Origin of the sequence: Streptomyces sp. NPDC005811 (assembly GCF_040630405.1) — a bacterium.
Taxonomy (GTDB): domain Bacteria; phylum Actinomycetota; class Actinomycetes; order Streptomycetales; family Streptomycetaceae; genus Streptomyces.
The window spans coordinates 43,397-64,648 of the sequence record NZ_JBEXXK010000034.1 but is presented as its reverse complement, the minus strand read 5'-3'; the positions used below and the strand labels follow the sequence as shown (position 1 = coordinate 64,648).

The following is a 21,252-nucleotide window of genomic DNA, read 5'->3' as shown; positions in this document are numbered from 1 at the left end:
ACGCCGGTAGTGTGCGCGCCCATGACCGACCTGGACGTCGACTTCCTGCACGCCGCCCGCACCTCGTACGACGCGATAGCCGAGGCCTACACCGCGGAGTTCCACGACGGGCTGGAGCACCGGCACCTGGACAGAGCGCTGCTCACCGGCTTCGCGGACCTGGTGAGGGAGCGCGGGGGCGGTGAGCCGGTGGCCGACGTCGGGAGCGGGCCGGGGTATGTGACCCGGCGGCTGGACGCGCTCGGGCTGCCGGTGTTCGGGGTGGACGTCTCGCCGCGCATGGTGGCGCTGGCCTCGCGGGCGCATCCGCACCTGCGGTTCCACGTGGGGTCGATGACCGGGCTGGACCTGCCGGACCGCTCGCTGGCCGGGCTGATCGCGCTGTACTCCGTGATCCACGTGCCGGACGACGAGCTGCCCTCCGTGCTGCGGGAGTTCCGCCGGGTCCTGGTCCCGGGCGGGCATCTGCTGCTCGCCTTCCAGACCGGGCGGGGCGAGGAACTCCACGTCACGGAACGCTTCGGTCACGAGGTCTCGCTGCGGTACTGGTTGCGGGATCCGGAGGTGGTGGCGGGGCTGCTGGGCGAGTCGGGCTTCGAGGTCCTGGCCCGGGTGGTCCTGGCCCCGGAGGAGGGCCGCACGTACCCGAGGGCCTACCTCCTGGCCAAGGCGACGACCACCCCCTGAGGGACGCGGGGCTGTATCGACATGCGGCTCCGCCGCGTGGGCGCGCCCGGCCCCCACCGGCCGGCAGCCGGGCGACGGCTCACGGCATCACGGCATCACGGCATCACGGCGGCCAAGCGGTGCACATCCCGCGCCGTCCCCGTCACCCCCGACAGGAAGCCCTGCGCCCGCGGGGACGCGTGTTCCGTCAGCCAGGTGGGGTCGATGTCACACACCGCCACGCGGACGTCGGTGCCGGAGAGGGCGAGCGGCAGGGTGTGGACGACGGTGGACGGGAAGCTGAGGACCGTACGGCCGATCGGGCCACGGCGGGCGATCAGTTCCAGGGGGAGGTCGGGGCGGACCACCTCCAGGCCCGTCTCCACGGCCAGCCGGTGGAGTTTGTCCGCGCTCTCGCGCCGGTGGGCGAAGTAGCGGGCCGCGCCATGGGCCCGGGCGAGGGCCCGGACGGCCTCCAGATAGCGGTCGGCGTCCACCACACCGGTCTCGACCAGCGAGGTGCCGACCATGTCCGCGCCCTTGGTCACCCGCGGCGGCCCGAAGCGGGCCCGGGTCCAGGTGAAGGTGTTGGCCGTGACGGTGACGCCCTCAGGGGTCTCCTGGACGGGCATCGCGGAGAACACCTCGACCCGGGTGCCGGCCGACGGGGTGAGCCGGCGGCGGGCCGAGGCGGACACCGGGGCGAAGAGAAGGTCACGGGGGCCGGGCCGGCCGCCCTTGCGGTGCCAGCGCACCAGGCGTTCGCCGCGGGCGAGCTGACCGACGAACTCCATCGTCGCGGTGCCGTCGTCGACCACGACCAGGTCGGTGGCCCGGGTGATGGAGAGAAGGAGCTGGACGTACCGGGAGAACGGGTCGCCCATGACGACCCGCCGGGCGCGGCGCAGCAGCGGGGCGAGCCCGCCGATCGTGCGGAAGGGGGCCGTGGTCCCGCCGCGGGCCTCCTCCCAGCGCACCGCGTGCCCCTCGTCGCGGGCCAGCTCGGCCATGCGCCGCAACTGGCCGCGGGTCATCGGGTCGGTCGGGGACAGGACGACGAGGGTGAGCTCCGCTTCAGGAAGCTCCTGGCCGTGCGCCCATTCGAGCACGTTCAGGAGCTGCACCGGGCTCTCGACGAACGCGAGAGTGTGGGGGGTGGTGCCGGTGTGCGTGCCGGCGCGGGGGCTCATCCTCGTACGACCGTCCCGTAGTGGTGGGTGTCTGGGACCGTGGTGGCTCAGACCGCGACCGGCTCGCCCGCCGCCGCGGCGATCTCCGCCTCCGCGACGACACCGCTGACGCGGCGGAGCTTCTTCATCGGGCCGAGCTCGGAGTCGTAGACCTTCTTGACGCCGTCGCCGAGGGAGGCCTCGATGGTGCGGATGTCCCGGACGAGGCGCGTGAGGCCCTGGGGCTCGACGGAGGCGGCCTGGTCGGAGCCCCACATCGCGCGGTCGAGGGTGATGTGGCGCTCGACGAAGACGGCGCCGAGGGCGACGGCGGCCAGCGTGGTCTGCAGGCCGGTCTCGTGGCCGGAGTAGCCGATCGGGACGTTCGGGTACTCCTTCTCCAGCGTGTTGATCACGCGGAGGTTGAGCTCCTCGGCCTTGGCCGGGTAGGTCGAGGTGGCGTGGCACATCACGATGTTGTCGCTGCCGAGGACCTCGACGGCGTGGCGGATCTGCTTCGGCGTCGACATGCCGGTGGAGAGGATGACCGCGCGGCCGGTGCCGCGCAGGGCGCGCAGCAGCTCGTCGTCGGTGAGGGAGGCGGAGGCCACCTTGTGGGCGGGGACGTCGAACTTCTCCAGGAAGGCGACGGCCTCGGTGTCCCACGGGGAGGCGAACCAGTCGATCCCCTTCTCCTTGCAGTGCGCGTCGATCTGGCGGTACTCGTCCTCGCCGAACTCCACGCGGTGGCGGTAGTCGATGTACGTCATCCGGCCCCAGGGGGTGTCGCGCTCGATGTCCCACTGGTCGCGCGGGGTGCAGATCTCGGGGGTGCGCTTCTGGAACTTGACGGCGTCGCAGCCGGCCTCGGCGGCCACGTCGATCAGCTTGAAGGCGTTCTCGAGGTCGCCGTTGTGGTTGATGCCGATCTCGCCGCAGATGTAGACCGGGCGGCCGGGGCCGACCTCGCGGGAGCCGAAGGTGCGCAGACGGGAGTTGGTGCTCATGGCGGAACGTTCCTTACCTGGTGAGGGTGTCGAGAGAGGGTCCGAGGATCCAGCCGGCGATCTCCCGGATCGCGCCGTCGCCACCGGGGACGGTGGTGACCGCGCGTGCGGCGCCGCGCACGACGTCGTGGGCGCTCGCGACCGCCACCGGCCAGCCCACGAGGGCGAAGCAGGGGAGGTCGTTGACGTCGTTGCCGACGTAGAGCACGCGCTCCGGCGCGATGCCCTGTTCCTCGCACCACTGCTTGAGTGCGAGGTCCTTGCGGTCGATGCCGTGCAGGACCGGGAGCTTGAGCTTCCGGGCCCGGGCGGCGACGACCGGGTTCTGTTCCGTGGACAGGATCAGGAGCGGGAAGCCGCTCCTGCGCAGGGCGGCGATGCCGAGGCCGTCGCCGCGGTGGACGGAGACGAACTCCCGTCCGTCGGAGTCGATCAGCACCCGGTCGTCGGTCTGGGTGCCGTCGAAGTCGAGGACGATCGCGTCGATGTCGTCCGCGGTGGGCAGACCGTCGGGGCGGTCCGCGTCGAAGAGGGGGGCGAGGGCGCGGGCGCGGGCGAGGTCGTGCGGGTCGTCGACCTCCAGGACCCGGGCGGGGTCGGTGCGGACGAGTTCCGTACGGCCGAAGAAGCGGTGCCGGTGCTCGCGGAAGCCGGACGCGTCCATGGCGTAGGCGGCGCCGGTCTCCAGGAAGTCCTGGGGGCGGTCCTGGCGGCGCGGGCGGAAGGACTTGTCGTGGTTGACGCCGTGGCCGCCCTCGCCGCTGTCGTCGGCGTGGCGCCAGACGAAGCCGTGGAAGGGGGCCACGGTGACGGCCGTGTCCGCGCCCTGCTCGACGACCGCGCCGGCCACCCCGTCGACGTCCTCGCGGACCAGGAAGGGGCTGGTGCACTGCACGAGCAGGACGACGTCGACCGGGCTGCCGTGCAGGGCCTCGTGGGCGTCCATCGCGTGCAGGACGGCCGCCTCGGAGGTGGCGGTGTCGCCGGCGATGGCGGCGGGGCGCAGCACGACCTCGGCGCCCGCCTCACGGGCCGCGGCGGCGATGGCCTGGTCGTCGGTGGAGACGACGACGTCGGTGACGAGCCGGGTGGCCCGGCACTCGCGGACCGCGCGGGCGACCAGCGGGATGCCGCCGACGGGGGCGAGGTTCTTCGCGGGCACGCCCTTGGAACCGCCGCGGGCGGGGATCACGGCGAGGACGCGGGGCCGCTCCGCCGGGGAGTCGGACATGGGAACTTCTCCTTGCTGTGGAAGACGATCGCTCAGGGCACTCCCCGCGCGGGACGGCGGACCGCCGTGGCCGACGCCCCGACCGGCGGTCGCAACCGCACCGGACAGCGCCGCCGGACGGCCCCCGCTCACGGCTCCGCCACCCGCCGGATCACGGCGCCGCTCGGCAGCCGCTCGCGGCGTGCCCGTGCCGGGCAGGGCGGACCCGGCACGCTGTGCCCGATCCGTCGCCGGACCGCCGCCGCTCACAGCGCTCCCCAAGCGGGACTGCGGACCACCGTCACCGGCGGCCGCGAGCGCACCGCCCGCACCGGACAGCGCGGACCCGGCACGCTGTGCCCGATCCACCGCCGGACGGCCCCCGCTCACAGCTCCGCCACCCGCCGGATCACGGCGCCGCTCGGCAGCCGCTCGCGGCGTGCCCGGGTCGGACGGAGCGGATCCGGCATGCCGTGCCCGGTCCTCCGCCGGACGGCCCCCGCTCACAGCTCCCCCATCCGCCGGATCACGGGGGCCACCCGCTGCACGCCGTGGCGGTAGGCGCCGCGGGCGGCGCGGCGGACGATCTGGCGGACCGGGCCGGGGTCCTTGTCGGAGGCGGGGGCGCCGGGCAGCGGGCTGCCGTCGGGGCCGAGGTGGTGGCGGGCGAGGATGCCGGGCAGATAGCCGGGCGCGGTGGCGGGCGTGTACCAGGGGGTCAGCGGCGGCAGGCCGCCGGGCCGGTCGAGCAGCTTGGCGATGCGCTCGCGGGCGGCGTCGAAGGCGGTGGCGTAGCCGCCGTCGGGGACGACTCCCTGCCGGGCGACCCAGTCCGCGTCGGGGACGGGCCGGTGGCCGGCGTCGAGCTGGTCCCAGGAGGCGAGACAGCCGGAGCCGACGAAGTGGTGGTTGCCGAGGGCCTCACGGACCCCGAGGTCGCTGAGGACGACGGTGGGGACCCGGCGGTGGAGGGACTCCAGGGCCGCGGTGGAGCTGATCGTGACGAGCAGGTCGGTGCGGTCGAGGACCTCGCCCATGTTGCCGTAGACCAGGCGGAAGTTGGCCGGCGGGTCGAGCCGCTGGACCAGCTTCTGGTAGGGCAGTTCCTCGATGTGGGTGGTGTGCTCGCCCGGCTTGGAGCGCAGCTTCAGCAGCACCTCGCGTTCGGGGTGCAGCCGGGCGTGCCGGACCAGCCGGTTCAGCAGGTACGTACGGTCCTTGCGGCTCTCCGGCACGGAGGGCTGCGCGGCGAAGACGACCGTGTAGGGGTCGTGCTCGCCGGTGTAGGGGTCGCCGCCGAGGAACGGCAGGGCGACCTCGGTCACCGAGGAGGAGTCGGCGCCGACCCCGTCGTAGACCGCGCGGAACCGCTCGGCGTCCTGGCGGGAGTTGGCGAGGACGAGGTCGGCTCCGTGCCGCAGCAGCAGGCCGTCGGCGAGCTTCTCGTAGACGACGCCGACATAGCCGGTCACGACGACGGGGCGGTCGGCCCGGCCCTCCCAGACCCGCTTGAGGCCGTGCAGGACGGCCTGGACGCCGCCGCCGACGAGCGCGAGGACGAGGACGTCGTACGACTCCTGCGTCATGGCGCGCAGGAACTCGACGGCGGTGACCTCGCGCAGGGAGTCGGCTTCCACGCCCACCTCGGCGAGCTGACGCGGGGTGGGGGTGGCACGGCCGCGCAGGAGGAACCCGTCGAGGACGGGCTGGACGGACCGGACGTCGGCGACCTGGTCGGCTTGCACCCCGCTTCCGGATCCGGGCACGATCCTGGAGGCGGTCAGCGCACCCCATTTCCATCGGGTGTCCGAGTCCGCGAGGACGGCAATCCGTGGGGGGTTCGCAGTACTTGCTGGCACGTCGAAGACGCTAGAAAGCAAAACCGAGGGTTGGCCCAACCTCGATTCAACGAAAAGTTAACAGCAGCCCACCGGCGGCCGAACTGGCTCTCCAGAAGCTGTGCCGCACGCCCGGTGCACCATTCCGACACATTGAGTTCACCCCCTGTCTCCTCAACGGAAAGTTCCGTTGTCGGGCGCCCTCCTAGGATTTCGCCGTGCCAAAGCTTTCCGTGATCGTGCCGTTCTACAACGTCCAGCAATACGCGCCGGACACCCTCAGAAGCCTTCGTCTCAACGCCCGCCCGGACTTCGAGTTCGTGCTGGTGGACGACAAATCGAAGGACGAAACTCCGGCCATTCTCGAACGGGCGGTCGAGGAGCTTTCCGAGGTCGCCCAGGTGCGTTACGTCCGCCACGAGGAGAACGGGGGGCTGGCCACCGCGCGCAACACCGGACTCGACGCGGCGGGCGGCGAGTACCTGACCTTCCTCGACGGCGACGACTGGCTGGCGCGCGGGTATCTGACCGAGCTGGTCACCGCGATCGAGACGCTGGGCTGCGACTTCGTCCGGACGGACCATGTGCAGGCCACCGGGCGGGCCCGCACCGTCGTCCGGCATCCGCTCGGGCGGCGCGAGGAGGTGCTGAGCCCGAGGGACGCGATCCTGCCGGTCGACCGCTCCACGTCCGTCGACTACGCCTACGCCTGGGCCGGCGCCTATCACCGCCGGCTCCTCGACCGCGGGCTGCTGCACTTCACGCACGGGCTGCGCACCGCCGAGGACCGGCCGTGGATCTGGAAGCTGCACCGGGAGGCGGAGTCGTTCGCGGTGCTGAACCTGCACGGTGTCTTCTACCGCCGCGGGGTCGCCTCCTCCCTCACCCAGATCGGCGACGCCCGCCAACTCGACTTCATCCGCGCCTTCGACCAGGTGATCGAGGAGACCGCGCGGGACCGGGAGGCGGACCGGCTGCTGCCGAAGGCGGTGCGCACCTACTGCGCGATCATCGCCCACCATCTCGCGGAGATCGACAAGTTCGAGCCCGCCGTGGCCAAGCAGCTGCGCACGATGAGTTCGGCGGCCATAAAGCGGATGCCGCAGGAGCTGCTCACCGACGTTCTCGACACCATGGACCTGCGCCGCTCCGCGAAGCTGCGGCGGCTCAGGCGCCAGATCACCAGCGCGAAGGCGGCCGCCTGATGGCACCCACGACCCAGATCTTCTGCGCCTCCACGCTGTACGGCGCGGCCACCCTCGCCGCCGCCCTGGACGCGGGCTGCTTCCCGGCGGCCGAGCGGCGGCTGCTGCTGGTGTGCAACAACGCGACGAACCCGGAGACCGCCCCGGCCCTCGACGAGATGCCGGGTTTCGCGCCCCTGCGCGACCGCTTCGACGAGGTCCTGTCCTGGAACGAGGCGATCAGCCCCTTCCACCCGGGCGCCTGGACCCCGCGCCCCGACGACGTCCCGCTGTTCGAGCGGTACCTGCGGCTGCTGTGGGGGCTCGGCACGGGCCGGGTGGAGATCGTCCTGGAGTCCATCCAGGTCAACCCGGCGCAGGCGATCGCCCAGGTGTTCCCGGGCGCGCCGCTCGAGGTCTACGCCGACGGCCTGATGAGCTACGGCCCGACCCGCAACAAGCTCGACCCGCTGATCGGCACCCGGGTGCGCCGGCTGCTCCATCTGGACCTGGTCCCCGGGCTCGTACCGCTGCTGCTCACCGAGTTCGAGGTGCCGGCGCGCACGGTCCCGGCGGCCGCGTTCCTGAAAGTGCTGGGGCAGGTCGCGGACGCCGTACCGGAGCTGCCGGCGCTGCCCGACGAGCCGGCGCTGCTGCTCGGGCAGTACCTCTCCGCGCTGGACATCATGTCCGCGCAGGAGGAGGAGGACCTGCATGTGCGGATGATGCGGGGGGCGGTGGCCAAGGGGCACCGCTCGGTCGTCTTCAAGCCGCATCCGTCCGCCCCGGCCCGCTACAGCCGGATCCTGGAGACGGAGGCCGAGCGGCTGGGGGTCGACCTCACGGTCCTCGACATGCCCGTGCTCGCCGAGGTGCTGTTCCAGAAGGCGCGGCCCGCGCTGGTCGTCGGCTGTTTCTCCACGGCGCTGTTCACCGCGTCCGCGTTCTACGAGCTGCCGGTGGCGCGGATCGGCACCGGGCCGCTGCTGGACCGGCTGACGCCGTACCAGAACAGCAACCGGGTGCCGGTGGTGCTCGCGGACGCGCTGCTGGCGGATCTGGAGGAGAAGGAGAAGACCGTCGCGGCCGACACGCTGAGCGGGCTGCTGTCCGCCGTCGGATTCGTCATGCAGCCGCAGATCCTTTCCGCTCTCCGCCCCGAGGCCGAGAACTATCTGCGGACCCATCTCGGCCCGCGCACCCAGCGTTACTTCAAGCGCAAGCGGCTGACTTCCCTGGGACTTCCGGGCGGTATCCCGGAACGGCTGGCGTTCCTTCCGCACAACTCCACGGCCCGTCGGGTGGTGCGGCGGGCGAAGGCACTGCGGAAGGCGATCAAGCGGTGATACGCCAACACCCGGTCAAATAAACCCGAAAAGATGAAGAGCAACGGGGAAGCCCGCTTTCGGACGGGCGGAGTTGGGCCACGGTTAACCAACGCTCCATAGCTTCCCCGAATGCTGCAAACAGCGCTCTCCCATCAACCGGTCGCCGCCCCGGCACCGGAACACCGGCCGCTGATCTCCTATGTCCTGCCGGTCTACAACGAGCAGGACGGCATCGGTGCCTTCCACGCCGAGCTGACCGCAGCCCTCGACGGCCGCCCCGAGCTCGACTTCGAGATGGTGTACGTCAACGACGGCTCCGCCGACGGCTCGCTGGCGATCCTCAGGGCGCTGGCCGAGCAGGACGGCCGGGTGCGCATCGTCGACTTCGCCCGCAACTTCGGCCACCAGATCGCCATCACCGCCGGCCTGGACCTCGCCCGGGGCGACGCGGTGATCGTCATGGACACCGACCTCCAGGACCCGCCCCGGGTCAGCCTGGAGCTGGTGGACGCCTGGCGCGAGGGCGCGGAGATCGTGCACGCGCGGCGCCGCAGCCGCCAGGACACCGCGTTCAAGCGGACCACCGCGCACCTGTACTACCGCGTGCTGCGCTCCTCCACCGAGGTCGACATCCCGCTGGACACCGGCGACTTCCGCCTCCTGGACCGGCGGGTCGCCGACGAGCTGCGCAAGTACCGCGAGAAGAGCAGGTTCGTGCGCGGGATCGTCGCGTCGATGGGCTACCGGCAGACCGAGGTCGCCTTCGACCGCGACGAACGCTTCGCCGGCGAGACCAAGTACCCGCTGCGCAAGATGGCCAAGCTCGCCATCGACGGCGTGACCAGCTTCTCCACCGTGCCGCTGAAGATGATCACCCGGCTCGGCTTCGTCGTCCTGACCCTCTCGATGGTCGGCATCCTCTACGCCCTCGCGATGAAGTTCTTCCGGCCCGACATCACCGTCTCCGGCTGGACGATGCTGATGGTCGTCGTGCTGTTCCTGGGCGGCGTGCAGATGCTGTCCCTCGGGGTCATAGGCACCTACATAGGCCGCATCTACAGCGAGGCACAGGGCCGTCCGCTGTACCTGGTGCGCGAGGTGATCGGCGGTTCCCGGGCCGATGACTGAGACCACGGCCAGGATCCCGGCGCCCTCCCCCTCCTCCGGCACCGTGCGCCAACTGGTCCGCTACACCCTCATCGGCGGCAGCGGGGTCACCCTCGACCTCGTCGTCTTCCTGCTGCTGCACAACTGGGCCGGCCTGGACGAGCAGATCGCCAACGCGCTCAGCACGACGCTCGCCATCACCAACAACTTCGTCCTCAACGCCCGCTTCACCTTCGGGGCCCGGGACCGGCTGTTCATCCGCTTCCTGCGCTTCTACGCCGTCGGCCTGACCGGCATCGCCCTCACCAACCTGCTCTTCCTCGCCTTCACCGACGGCCTGGGGATCAACGCCAACCTCGTCAAGGTGGGCTCGATGCCCCTGGTCCTGGCGCTCCAGTTCGTGCTCAACAAAAAATGGAGCTTTGCATGAACCTCGGCATCATCGGCGCGGGTGCCACCGGGCTGACCGCCGCCTGGGACGCCGTGCGCGCCGGGCATCAGGTGACCATCCTGGAGGCCGCCGGTGAACTCGGCGGGCTGGCCGCCTCGCTGGAGGTGGGCGGGGTGCCGCTGGAGCGGTACTACCACCACATCTTCCGCAGCGACAAGGCGATGATCGCGCTGATCGGGGAGCTGGGGCTCGCGGACGCGCTGCGGTTCCACAAGCCGACCACCGGGATCTACCGGGACGGGAAGCTCATCGACTTCACCACCCCGTTCGACATGCTCCGCTTCCCGGAGTTCTCGCCCGTCGACGCGGTCCGCTTCGCCGGGTCGTCGGCGGTGCTGAAGGCCGTGCGGAACGGCGAGCGGTACAGCGACCTCACCGCCCTCGCCTGGCTGCGCAAGCGGGCCGGGAAGAAGGCCACCGCGGCCATCTGGGAGCCGCTGCTGAAGGGCAAGTTCGGGGACCGCGCCGAGCAGGTGTCGATGGCGTGGCTGTGGGCCCGCATCCACTGCCGGACCTTCGAACTCGGCTATGTGGACGGCGGGTTCGAGCGGGTGTACGCGGCACTGCGGGACGGGATCGAGGAGCGGGGCGGGAAGGTCGAGTTCGGCAAGGCCGTCGAGACCATCCGCCAGGAGGGCGACACGCCGGTCGTGACCTGCGCGGACGGGTCGACGTACCGTTTCGACCACCTGATCGTCACCACCCCGCAGCCCGCCTTCGCCAAGGCCGCCGGGCTGCCCGCCGAGGACGCGGCGTGGAAGAACCAGTACCTGGGCGCCACGTGCTTCGTCCTCGAGATGGACCGCAGTGTGATCCCGTACTACTGGCTGAACATCAACGAGCCGGACTTCCCGTTCCTCGCGGTGGTCGAGCACACCCGGATGATCGACCCGTCGGTGTACGGCGGCCGGCACGTGCTGTACGTCGGCAACTACGTGGAGCGCGAGGACTGGCGCTTCACGACCGACCCGGCCGAGCTGCTGGAGCGGTTCACGCCGTATCTGAAGCGGGTCAACCCGGACTTCGACCTGTCCTGGGTGAAGAACTGGCACTTCTCGAAGGCCGGGTTCGCCCAGCCGGTCGTGACGCCCGCGTACAAGGCCCTGATCCCGCCCCACGAGACCCCGCTGAGCCGGGTCACCCTGGCCACGATGGCCCAGATCTACCCGCAGGACCGCGGCCAGAGCTACTCGGTGGAGATGGCGCGGAAGGTGACGGCCTCGCTCGGGCTGCGCTGACCGGTCCCCCACCTGCGGAAGGGGCCCCGGTGTTCACCGGGGCCCCTTCCGTGTACGCGGCTACTTCAGCTTGCACACCACCAGCGGTGTCCTCGGCTTCAGCGGCGGGCAGGCGTACGTCGCCTGCACCCGCTTGCGGAGGTCCGCGTCGACGTACGCCAGCCGGAACCAGGCCCGGTCCAGGATCGCGTAGGGCGCCGGGTCGTGGTCGACGCAGTCGGCGTTCTCCTTGAACGACTTCAGCTCGGCCACGTCGGGGATGAAGCGGGTGCGCTGGAGGAACGTGGCGATCGGGTAGCGGCACCGGGCCGGGTGGTCGACGTAGTAGACCGTGTCGCCGAAGGCCAGGTACAGCACCTTCGCCCCGGCCGGGAGCTGGGCGCGCAGCTTGTCGGCGTCCTTCTGCTTGGTCCGCGAGTTCTGGTGGAACTTGGCGTTGGTCACCGACACCTTGCCGTACTGGGCGAGATGCGGGGACGCCGGCCAGACCGGACCGGCGAGCAGGACGACCCCGGCGAGCGCGACCGGGGCCAGCGAGCGCCGGGGCAGGCCCGTCAGCCGGGTGTCGGCCAGCGCGGCGAGCAGGGCGACGAGGCCGAGCACCCACATCGTCGCCGGGCGCTGGAGGCCGTGCGGCAGCCGGGTGTAGAGCGCGGGCAGGGTGCCGTAGAGAAGGGACACCGCGCCGAAACACCATGGGGGTTTCGGGGAACCGCCGACCGCGAGACCCCAGACGGCGGCGGCGAGGACGGTCAGTTGGACGGCGTGGTACGGGAACCAGTTGCCCTGGACGATCACCACGGCCAGCGAGCCGAAGCCGATCAGCACGGCGATCGTGAGGAGTTCGAGGCGGCGGGCGCGGCCCTGGACCCGGGTGAGCAGGAGCAGCAGGGCGCCGGGCAGGAGCAGCAGCACCGGGGTGAGGACCGACCGGTCGGCGAGGAACTCGAAGGACCGGTGCAGGATGAAGCCCGGCCGGATGCCGGTGCGGCTGAGGGCCGACTGGTTGATCAGCGGCATGTCGTGCGTCCACTGGAGCTCGTGCGAGCCGGCCAGGACGCTCAGTCCGAACAGCGCGACGGCGGCGGGGACGGCGACGGCGGCGACGCGGATCGCCCGGCCCCGGTCGGCGGCCCACAGGATCAGGACGCCGAAGGCGGCGGTGGAGGCGGTGGAGTACTTCATCATCACCGCGAGGCCGAGGGGCAGCGCGGCGATCAGGGCGGCCGGCCAGGCCTTGCGGATCCCGAGGGCGGCGGCGACGCCGAACACCGTCAGGACGACCGCCGTCCACTCCGGCTGGAGGAAGTCGGTGCGCGGGGCGAGGACCAGGACGAGTCCGGTGGTGCCCGCGGTGAGGACGGCCTCGCGCGGGGTGATCCGGCGCAGCAGCGCGGTGTACAGGGCGAAGGCCGCCGCCGCCACGACGAGCGCGCCCTCGGCTTCGATGATCGTCTCCCGTACGACCACGGAGCCGGAGGTGGGCAGGTCCAGCAGGGCGATGAACCAGCGGTAGAAGAACGGGCGGTGGGTGAAGACCTCGGACGGGGAGTAGCCGGCCTCGCCGCCCAGGCGCAGGGCGGCGAGCACGTACTGGAGGTCGCCGGTCAGCCGCCGGATGAGGACCGTGTACACGACGGCCGCCCCGGCCGAGGCCGCGACCACCGGCCACCACAGGGGTGACCGGCGGGCGCGGGTGGCGGGCGGCGCGTCGACCGGGGCGGTCGTCGTCGCCATGCGATCAGCCGCCCAGGATGGTGCGCAGGTCGGCGGAGTTGGCCTCGGTGACCTTCCACAGCTCCTGCTGGCGGCCGTGGACGTCGGCGACCGTGCGGTCGTGGTCGGCGAGCAGGTCGCGGGAGCGTTCCACGAGGAGGGCGGCGAGGTTGCGGTCGTGCACGGAGACGCCCCACTCGGGGCGCTCGATGTCCCGCAGGAAGTACGCCATCTTCGGGTGCGAGATGAGGCTGATGACGGGGGTGCCGCAGCCGAACGGGATCATGCCGGCGTGGCCGCGCATGCCGATGACCAGCTTGGTGCGGGCGTACAGGTCGCGGATGCCGTCGTTGTCGAAGTCGTACATCGGGATGACGGGCAGCGAGACGCCGTGCTCGCGGCGCAGGTCGAAGGCGATCTTCTCGTCGTCGAGGGAGTGCGCCACGCACTGCACGTCGGCCAGCTCGCGCAGGCCTTCGACGGCCTTGGCCATCTGGGCGAGGAAGTAGCCGTAGTCGTGGCCGAAGCGCAGGCCCGCGCGGTCGTAGGCGGCGTTGATGAGGATGGTGTCGTCGCGGCGCGAGGGGTCCTGCCAGCCGTCGACGAGCTGGCGGGTGACCGTGGTCGGGCAGGGCTGGAAGCGGACCTTGTCGTGGAGGCGGGCGGGGAGCATCGCCCGGACCTTGTCGATGGATCCGTGGTTGCGCAGGCCGAAGAAGGAGGACTTCTCGACGAGGAGCCGCAGTGACTCGCGGAAGCGGTTGGCCCGGTAGGACTGGCCGTCGAAGGCGTTGAAGCCGACGGCGTAGACCGCGATCGGGACGTCGATGCCCTTCAGCATCTCGTCCGGGACGTTCCACTGCCAGGCGCTGTTGCCGTTGGGCATGGTGTCCGGGATGAAGAGGCCGCCGCCGCCGATGACCAGCCCGCGGCGGGCGTTGACACGCTCCAGGGCGGCCTGGTCGAAGAGGCGGTGGGCGTGCACGGAGTGCCAGCGGCGGGAGGTGGTGTCGCGGTCGAAGCCGAGCCGGACGCTCTCCGGGAGCAGCTTGTCGCCGGCGTTGCCCTGGCGGTCCATGTAGAACGCGACGTGGGCGAGCTGGTCCTCGGGGCGGCCGGCGGGCTGGGCCGGGATGCCGGTGGTGCGCTGGTGCCAGATGCGGCTGGCGCGGTGGGTGGGGTCGACGGTGAGGCCGGCGGTGGCGTGCTCGCGGGCCTGGGAGTCGTCGCCGTGCACCCAGGCGATCTGGGCGAGCCGGGAGAAGGCGGTGGCGGCCCGGTTGGGGGCGGCGGCGGCGAGGTGGAGCTGGGCCTTGGCCTCCTCGTAGCGGGAGACGCTCATCAGGGCGTTGCCGTACACCTCGTGCGGCCAGGCCTCGTCGACCGGCAGGTGGACCCGCTCCAGGATGTCGACGGCGGCCTGGAAGTCGCCGGCGCCGATGTGGGCGAGGGCGACCTTGCGGGCGGTGTCGACGTCGCCGGTGCGCTCGACGTGCGGGGTGCCGTAGTGGACGAGCAGGTCGTGGTGGAGGGTGTCGCCGGCCTCCAGGTAGGCGGCGTGGAACTCGGCGTCGGTCAGCTCGAACTCGGCCCAGCGCTCCTGTGCGAGCCCGTAGCCGGCCTCGCCGCCCTGCCAGGGCTTGTGGCGGCCGGTGAAGTGCAGCACGGCGACGTCGTCGGGGACCGGGAGGTCGCCGGAGAGGCGGCGCTTGACGTAGTTGTACGTGGGATCGAGGTCGACGAAGTCGCCGTCGAGGAGGGCGTTGAGGATGCCCTGGTCGTGCTTGTCGAGCTCGTAGGTGCCGCTGCGGCCGATCGCGTCGATCTTCGCGCAGAACGCGTCGGTGAGGTACTCCTTCTGGATGACGAGCAGTCCGCTGTTGAGCATGCGGGTCTTGTCGCCGTAGAAGAACTGCGGGACGGCGGCGAGGCCGTGGCGCAGCGTCAGGAGGTCGTCGATCGGGCCGAGGACCACCATGTCGGTGTCCAGGGTGATGACGGTGTCGTAGTCGCGGATCCGGAAGACGTCGAGGATGAAGTACGCCTTGCGGACCAGGTAGTTGTCCTGGTCGCCCTTGACGTAGGAGTCGTAGTGGTCGGCGTCCACCCGGCGGAACCGCACGCGCGGGTGCAGGTCGCGGATCGCGGCGACGGAGGCGGGGCGCAGGCCGTCGTGGAGGACGAGGAAGTCCTCGCAGACCTCGGGGTTGGACAGCGCGAGGGAGCGCAGCAGGACGAGGAAGCCGGGGAGGTAGTTCTCGTCGACGAAGCTCGCGAAGGCGATGCGGCGCTTGCCGGTCAGGGCGGAGGCGTCGGTGGCGGGGGCCGCCGGGGCGGATGTGGAAGTGGTCATCGCAGGGAAATCCTCATGCCGGAGACGCTCTGGGCCCGTTCCATGACCCATGTCTTCTCGCTGCCGTATTCGTGCACGTTGGTGATGGCCAGCTTCATCGCCTCGGGGAGGCGGTAGGCGCCGCTCTCGTAGAAGTCGAAGCCGATCAGGTCGAGCGTGGGGCTGACGTCGAGGAAGTCGAGCAGCCAGAGCATGTTGAAGCCGGAGGTGGGGATGGCCGCGAACTGCTCGGTGGTCCAGCCGCCGATGTTGCGCACGGGCCAGCGCAGCGACTCGTCGTTGACGTAGGTCTGGGCGCCGGGGATCAGCTTGTTGCGGACGGAGTACTTCCAGTCCGGTGAGCTGCCGCTGAAGACGAGCCGGGTGTCGACGGGCTTGTCCCAGTTGTAGTTGTGCTTGTGGATGGTGACGTGGACGTCGGTCTTCCTGCCGGTGTGCGCCGGGTCGATGCGGTACGAGTTGAAGCGCACGACGAGGTCGTAGGCATCGATGTCGTGGCCGAGGCCGCTCTCGCCGACCTTGCCCGAGTTGGCGACGAGGCAGATCGACTTGCCGGCGATGCGGTTGCGGAACTCGCCGAGGCTGAGCCACTGCACGCCCCCGAACAGGGGGTCGGGGACCGGGCCGCGCATCCGGTTGCGGCGGGCGTCGGCGTAGAGGGCGAGGGCCCGGGTCAGCTCGGGGGTGGGCCGGCTCTGCCGGCCGGAGGCCAGGTCGAGGTAGTGCGCGAGGGCCTCCTGGACCTCGTCCTCGCGGGCGCCCTCGCGGTCCAGGGCGAGCAGGGCGCCGGCCAGCCGGGCCTCGGCGCCGGGCTGGTCGCCGGCGGCGTGCGCGGCGAGGCCGTCGGCCCAGGCGTCGGTGGAGGGTCCGGCGGCGAAGCGGGCGGCCTCGGGGACGGTGCGCTCCAGCAGGGTGAGCAGTTCGGTGCGGGCCCGGGTGGCGGCGTGGATGCCGTCGACGCGGGCGCGGACGCCGAAGCCGTCCTCCTTGGTGAGTTCGAGGTAGCGCTCGTAGGCCTCGGCGGCCTCCTCGGGCAGGCCGAGGGCCTCCAGGATCCGGCCGCGCAGCCGCCAGCCGGCGCGGGATCCCCGGCGCAGGTGGAGGATGGTGTCGGTGATCGTCAGCGTGAGGTTCAGCTCGTCGTCGTAGGTGCAGACGACGGCCTTGTTGCCGACGTTGAGGAGGGCGTCGAGGACCTCGTTGCCGAGGTTGCCGCCGCTGCCGGTGGCGGCGGCCTTGGTGCGCCGCAGCAGGCTGGTGGCGGTGGGCGCGGGCGCGGACTGTTCCTGGACCGCCCAGGTGGCGAGGAGCTGGCGCAGCGCCTCGGCGACCGCCTGACGGCGCGGGTCGAGGCTGCCGACGAGCTTGCCGCTGTGCACGGAGCAGGCGCGCAGGCAGTCGTCCAGCGAGACCGGGGATGGCGCTGACGAGGGCCTTTGCGGCCTGGCGTCTGACCCTCTGCTGCGGACCCTCGTCATGGTTCTCCTGGTCTTATGAAAAGCGTATTGACGTACTGAAACCTGGTGAGGTTGGGAGAACGTAAGAAAGGAAAACGACGCTCAGGTGAACCCCTCGGAACAGAGGAGCGAATGCTGAGGCTGTCGAACAGAAGTTTTGCGGGTGACGCCATAGGGTCCACATAGACGGCACTCATCCGCATTCCTAGGGACACCCGCGTGACACAGACGGTCGTGAACACGACACAAGGGAGCCTCACCGTCGCCACCCCGAAGGCGGCACCGCGCGGTGGCCGGCTGCGCGCCCTGGACGGCCTGCGGCTGATCGCGGCCCTGATGGTGGCCTGCTACCACTACGGCGGCCGGGGCGGCGACATCACCCGCGCCTGGGGCACCTCCGCGTCGAAGATCTTCCCCACCCTGCACACACCGTTCTCGTACGGCTGCCTGGGCGTCCAGGTCTTCTTCGTGATCAGCGGCTTCGTCATCTGCATGAGCGGCTGGGGCCGCCCGCTGCGCTCGTTCTTCGCCTCCCGGGTGGCCCGGCTGATGCCCGCGTACTGGGTGGCGGTGCTGCTGGTGACGGCCGTCTTCGCGCTGCCGGTGGTCGTCTACGACGCCGTCTCGCCCAGTGACGTCCTGGTGAACCTGACCCTGCTTCAGCAGCCGCTGGGCGTGGACCGGGTGCTGGGCGTGGACTGGACGCTGTGGGCGGAGGTCCGCTTCTACGCGCTGTTCGCCCTGTGTGTGGTGCTGCCCGGGGCGAACCGGCGCCGGGTGATCCTGTTCTGCACGGGCTGGATCCTGGCGGCGGCGATCGCGCAGGGCGCGCACCAGCCGCTGCTCGACATCGTCCTGATGCCGGAGTACGCGCCGTTCTTCGTCGGCGGGATCGGCCTCTACCTGGTCCACCGCGACCGCCGGGACCCCTACGCGTGGGGCATCACCGCGGTGAGCTTCCTCATCGGCCAGCACTACGCGGTCCGCAGTCTGTGGAACGTCTCCGACCCGAACGCCTTCGCCCACCGCACCTCGTACGGCATCATCGCGGTCGTCGCCTTCGGGTTCGTCGCCGTCGGGGCGATCGCCCTGGGCTGGCTGGACCGGGTGAACTGGGGCCGGCTGACGGTGGCGGGCGCGCTGACGTACCCGTTCTACCTGGTGCACGAGCATCTGGGCTGGGTCGTGGTCGCGGCCCTGCACCGCCGCCTCGGCATCCCGTCCGCCGCCACCTTCCTGCTGACGATCGCGGGGATGCTGCTGCTGGCGTACGCGCTGAACAAACTGGTGGAGGAGCGGCTGACGCCGAGGCTGCGGAAGGCGCTGGCGGTGCCGCGTCAGTGAATTCCGGGTGAATTACGGGACCCTTTTCAGGAAACCCCGTACCGCGCCGCGATTCCCGCGATGACGATCTCCAGCCCGTCCGCGAAATGCGTCCCGTAATCGGCGAAGATCTCCGCGCCGGCCCGCGCGGACAGCGGGAACTCGGCGAGCAGCCGGGCGCGCTCCTCGACGTCGTACCCCTCCCGCCGCTCGCCGGGCAGCGGCTGCACGCCCTGCTCCTCGATGACGAACCCGATGGTGTACGCGTACGCGGTCGAGGTCGCCCGGACGGCCTGACCGAGGCCGAACCCGGCGGCCGTGAACAGCCGCAGGTTCTCCTCCATCCCCTGGGCGTGGTCGGTGCCGGTGAAGCGTGAGCCGCTGAACACCCGCGCGCCGTCGCGGTAGGCGAGGAGGGCGTCGCGCAGCCCGCGGTTGACCTTGCGCAGCCGCTCCTGCCAGGAGTCGGCCGGGTCGAGCACGATCCCGGCGGCCATCCGGCGGTACATCTCGGTGGCCATCTCGTCCAGCAGCGCCTGTTTGTCCTTGAAGTGCCAGTACAGGGCCGGCGCCTTGACGTCGAGCTCCTTGGCGATGGCACGCAGGGTCAGCCCGTCCAGACCGGTCTCGTTCAGCAGCGCCAGGGCGGTGTCGGCGACGCGCTTGCGGTCGAGGGGGGCCCTGGGGGCTCGTTCGGTGGTCACGGTTGACAGCTTAACGCCGTTAAGGGCACAGTCGTCGTCGACGGCACTTAACAGCGTTAAGGAGATGGGGATGCGACAGACGGACGTACTGATCGTGGGCGCGGGCCCGACCGGGCTCGCCCTCGGCATCGACCTGGCCCGGCGCGGGGTGGACGCGCTGGTGGTGGAGCGCGGCGCGACCCTCGCCCCCGGCTCCCGCGGCAAGGGCCTGCAACCGCGCACCCTGGAGGTCTACGAGGATCTGGGCGTCCTCGACGCGGTCCTCGCCGCCGGCGGCCCCTACCCGGTCGGCATGATCTGGCAGGACGGGAAGCAGGCCGGCGAGCACGAGATGTTCGACCCGGCCGAGGACGGCGAGGAGGGCTCCCGCTTCACCGTGCCGTGGATGATCCCGCAGTGGCGCAACCAGGAGATCCTGCGGGCCCGGCTGGCGGAACTCGGCGGCGGGATCGCCTTCGGGCACGAGCTGACCGGGATCGAGCAGGACGCCGAGGGCGTCACGGCGCACTTCGCCTCCGGCGGGCCGGTGCGCGCCCGGTACGCGGTCGCCGCCGACGGGGGCCGCTCGACGGTGCGCCGGGCGCTGGGCATCGGCATGACGGGCGAGACGGTCGACCCGGACCCGCTGCTGGTGGCGGACGTACGGATCAGGGGCCTGGAGCGCACGTGGTGGCACGTCTTCCCGCCGGCCGGGGAGGGCACGGGCTTCCTGGCGCTGTGCCCGCTGGCCGGGACGGAGGACTTCCAGCTGGTGGCGCAGTTCCCGGACGGCACCGACCTGGAGCCCCTGCTGTCCCCGGCCGGGGTCCGCGCGGTGATCGCCGAGCGCACCCACCTCGGCCCCGGGGACGTCACCGAGGTGGGCTGGTCCTCGAACTTCCGCCCGCGCGCCGCCCTGGCCGACCGCTTCCGCGCGGGCCGCGTCCTCCTCGCCGGGGACGCGGCGCACGTCCACTCCCCCGCCGGCGGCCAGGGCCTGAACACCAGCGTCCAGGACGCCTACAACCTGGGCTGGAAGCTGGGCGCGGTCCTGGGCGGACGGGCCCCGGAGTCCCTCCTGGACACCTACGAGGAGGAGCGCCGCCCCAACGCCGCGGCCATGCTGGGCCTGTCGACCGCCATCCACCGGGGCGAGGCCCGCCGGGGTGCGAAGACCCGTCAACTGGGCCTGGACTACCGCGCCTCCTCCCTGACCGAGGAGACCCGCCGGACACCGGGCGGGGTACGGGCGGGCGACCGGCTGCCGGACCGCACGCTCGACGGCGCACGCCTCTTCGACCGGCTGCGGGGCCCGGACTGGACGGTGGTCACCCTCGATGAGGGCGTCCTGCTGGTCCGCCCGGACGGCTATGTGGGCTGGGCGGGCGAGACGGAGACGGGGATGGCGGACTACCGGGCACGCGTCGGCTGCTGACCCCGCACGGGCTCCAGCCGCAGCGACTCGACCGGCCAGGGAGGCGGCTCGGCCGGGCCGAACCAGACCCGGACGTCCTCGCCGGTGCGGACCGGCAGCCGGGGGAAGTCGTTCTCGGCCTCCTCGGTGCGGTGCAGGGCGTGCCCCGGACCCAGATGCCGGGCGGCGTACGCCTCGAAGGCCGCCGCGTCGGACGGCCGGCAGAGCGTCACGGTCACCTCGCGGGCGCCCGGCTCCGGGAGGAAGCCCGGACCGCGCAGCAGCAGGACGTCGTCGCTGTCGGCCATGGTGGCGTTGGCCGCGTCCCGGTGCCTCGCCCAGACCGGGCCGCCGTAGAACGCCTCCAGCGCGCGCCGGCGGCGCTCCATGTCGGGGAAGGCGCGCAGCCAGACGAAGCGGTCCGGGTCCCCGAGGTCGCGGAACCGGCCGCCGACGGTGATCCCGGCCTCCTGCTGACCGGTGACGAACTCACGCTCGAACAGCGCGATCAGCGTCTCCCGGGCGCCGGGATGCAGGGTGTACCGGCGGAGTTCGACGATGCGCGTGCCGACCGCGCTCATCCGTCGGCCCGCCCGGCGCGGGTGAAGTCCATGGTCCAGTTCCGCTCCCAGGTGCGGCCCCCGTCGGCGGAGAACTCCTGCTCCCAGCGGGCGGTGTCCGGGCCGAGCCGGCGCCAGACGAAGTGCACCCGGATCGGGCGGCCGTCGTGGGTGTCCTCGCCGTGGAAGTCACCGCGGTCGCCCGTGAAGCCGCCGGTCACGGGCGGATCCAGCCGCCCCGTGCGGCTGTCGGACCAGTGGATCGACCAGCGCCCCGTCGCACGGTCGAACAGCCGCAGGGTCACGCCCTGGCGGCCGAGGGTGGGGAAGGTGATCTCGTCGATGTTGCCCGCGCCCCCGAACAGCGGCCGGATCACGGCGTGGCCGGGGAACTCCGCCCAGTCGGCGGGGCCGGGGCCGAGCGGTGCGGTGAGCCTGCGGTTGGCCACGTCCCAGCTGCCGTGCAGGAAGGTGAAGTCGTCGAAGCCGTTCATGCGCCGCAGGCTAGGGACACTCCCCTGACATCCTCTGTCAGTGAAGACGTGCAT

The 21,252-nt window shown here is 71.7% G+C and carries 18 protein-coding genes; 8 read left to right on the top strand and 10 right to left on the bottom strand.

The window, feature by feature from the left end:
• Positions 1-21 precede the first annotated feature (21 nt).
• Entirely contained in the window at positions 22-687 is a 666-nt protein-coding gene (locus tag ABZ490_RS31805) for a class I SAM-dependent methyltransferase (protein ID WP_358997621.1), read from the top strand.
• A gap of 95 nt (positions 688-782) precedes the next feature.
• On the opposite strand, the gene ABZ490_RS31800 is transcribed toward ABZ490_RS31805, so the two are convergent.
• The 4 genes from ABZ490_RS31800 to ABZ490_RS31785 all read right to left on the bottom strand — a co-directional run bounded on the left by ABZ490_RS31800 (position 783) and on the right by ABZ490_RS31785 (position 5,911).
• Positions 783-1,856 (bottom strand): hypothetical protein, encoded by a 1,074-nt coding sequence (locus ABZ490_RS31800; protein WP_358997618.1) that lies wholly within the window; start codon positions 1,854-1,856, stop codon positions 783-785.
• Positions 1,857-1,903: 47 nt separating this feature from the next.
• Complete coding sequence (locus ABZ490_RS31795; RefSeq protein ID WP_358997615.1) at positions 1,904-2,842, bottom strand: N-acetylneuraminate synthase family protein; 939 nt, start codon at positions 2,840-2,842, stop codon at positions 1,904-1,906.
• Positions 2,843-2,855: 13 nt separating this feature from the next.
• Positions 2,856-4,073, bottom strand: a complete 1,218-nt coding sequence (locus tag ABZ490_RS31790) for an N-acylneuraminate cytidylyltransferase (protein WP_358997612.1) — start codon at positions 4,071-4,073, stop codon at positions 2,856-2,858.
• Between the two features lie 482 nt (positions 4,074-4,555).
• Positions 4,556-5,911 carry a DUF6716 putative glycosyltransferase gene (locus ABZ490_RS31785; protein WP_358997609.1) on the bottom strand — a complete coding sequence of 452 codons (1,356 nt, stop codon included), beginning with the start codon at positions 5,909-5,911 and terminating at the stop codon, positions 4,556-4,558.
• Between the two features lie 197 nt (positions 5,912-6,108).
• Between ABZ490_RS31785 and ABZ490_RS31780 the strand changes: the two genes are divergently transcribed.
• The 5 genes from ABZ490_RS31780 (at position 6,109) to ABZ490_RS31760 (ending at position 11,198) form a co-directional block, all read left to right on the top strand.
• Positions 6,109-7,095, top strand: a complete 987-nt coding sequence (locus ABZ490_RS31780) for a glycosyltransferase family 2 protein (protein WP_358997606.1) — start codon at positions 6,109-6,111, stop codon at positions 7,093-7,095.
• Entirely contained in the window at positions 7,095-8,420 is a 1,326-nt protein-coding gene (locus ABZ490_RS31775) for a polysialyltransferase family glycosyltransferase (protein ID WP_358997604.1), read from the top strand. The genes ABZ490_RS31780 and ABZ490_RS31775 overlap by 1 nt, the downstream gene beginning before the upstream one ends.
• Positions 8,421-8,531: 111 nt before the next feature.
• Entirely contained in the window at positions 8,532-9,530 is a 999-nt protein-coding gene (locus tag ABZ490_RS31770) for a glycosyltransferase family 2 protein (protein WP_358997601.1), read from the top strand.
• Complete coding sequence (locus tag ABZ490_RS31765; RefSeq protein ID WP_358997598.1) at positions 9,523-9,939, top strand: GtrA family protein; 417 nt, start codon at positions 9,523-9,525, stop codon at positions 9,937-9,939. Before ABZ490_RS31770 ends, ABZ490_RS31765 begins: the two co-directional genes overlap by 8 nt.
• Positions 9,936-11,198 (top strand): NAD(P)/FAD-dependent oxidoreductase, encoded by a 1,263-nt coding sequence (locus ABZ490_RS31760; RefSeq protein WP_358997595.1) that lies wholly within the window; start codon positions 9,936-9,938, stop codon positions 11,196-11,198. Before ABZ490_RS31765 ends, ABZ490_RS31760 begins: the two co-directional genes overlap by 4 nt.
• Before the next feature lie 60 nt (positions 11,199-11,258).
• Here ABZ490_RS31760 and ABZ490_RS31755 read toward each other — a convergent pair whose 3' ends face one another.
• From ABZ490_RS31755 to ABZ490_RS31745, 3 genes are read right to left on the bottom strand one after another with little or no spacing between them, the layout of a single operon-like run.
• Complete coding sequence (locus tag ABZ490_RS31755; RefSeq protein ID WP_358997592.1) at positions 11,259-12,935, bottom strand: hypothetical protein; 1,677 nt, start codon at positions 12,933-12,935, stop codon at positions 11,259-11,261.
• Positions 12,936-12,939: 4 nt separating this feature from the next.
• Positions 12,940-15,267: a glycosyltransferase gene (locus ABZ490_RS31750; protein ID WP_358997589.1), complete on the bottom strand. Its 2,328-nt coding sequence runs from the start codon at positions 15,265-15,267 to the stop codon at positions 12,940-12,942.
• A complete protein-coding gene (locus tag ABZ490_RS31745; protein ID WP_358997586.1) occupies positions 15,264-16,646 on the bottom strand; it encodes a glycosyltransferase family 29 protein in 1,383 nt (460 codons plus the stop codon). The genes ABZ490_RS31750 and ABZ490_RS31745 overlap by 4 nt, the downstream gene beginning before the upstream one ends.
• 312 nt (positions 16,647-16,958) lie before the next feature.
• Here ABZ490_RS31745 and ABZ490_RS31740 point away from each other — a divergent pair, with 312 nt between their 5' ends.
• Complete coding sequence (locus ABZ490_RS31740; RefSeq protein WP_358997774.1) at positions 16,959-18,068, top strand: acyltransferase; 1,110 nt, start codon at positions 16,959-16,961, stop codon at positions 18,066-18,068.
• A 26-nt stretch (positions 18,069-18,094) separates the two neighbouring features.
• Here ABZ490_RS31740 and ABZ490_RS31735 read toward each other — a convergent pair whose 3' ends face one another.
• Positions 18,095-18,751, bottom strand: coding sequence for a TetR/AcrR family transcriptional regulator C-terminal domain-containing protein (locus ABZ490_RS31735; RefSeq protein WP_358997583.1), 657 nt, complete (start codon positions 18,749-18,751; stop codon positions 18,095-18,097).
• A gap of 70 nt (positions 18,752-18,821) precedes the next feature.
• Between ABZ490_RS31735 and ABZ490_RS31730 the strand changes: the two genes are divergently transcribed.
• Entirely contained in the window at positions 18,822-20,165 is a 1,344-nt protein-coding gene (locus ABZ490_RS31730; RefSeq protein WP_358997580.1) for an FAD-dependent monooxygenase, read from the top strand.
• Here the strand turns inward: ABZ490_RS31730 and ABZ490_RS31725 are convergent.
• Both ABZ490_RS31725 and ABZ490_RS31720 read right to left on the bottom strand, forming a co-directional pair.
• Positions 20,141-20,725 carry an NIPSNAP family protein gene (locus ABZ490_RS31725; protein ID WP_358997577.1) on the bottom strand — a complete coding sequence of 195 codons (585 nt, stop codon included), beginning with the start codon at positions 20,723-20,725 and terminating at the stop codon, positions 20,141-20,143. The genes ABZ490_RS31730 and ABZ490_RS31725 overlap by 25 nt on opposite strands.
• On the bottom strand, positions 20,722-21,198 hold the full coding sequence (locus ABZ490_RS31720; protein ID WP_358997574.1) for a hypothetical protein: 477 nt from the start codon (positions 21,196-21,198) through the stop codon (positions 20,722-20,724). Before ABZ490_RS31720 ends, ABZ490_RS31725 begins: the two co-directional genes overlap by 4 nt.
• Between the last annotated feature and the right edge of the window lie 54 nt (positions 21,199-21,252).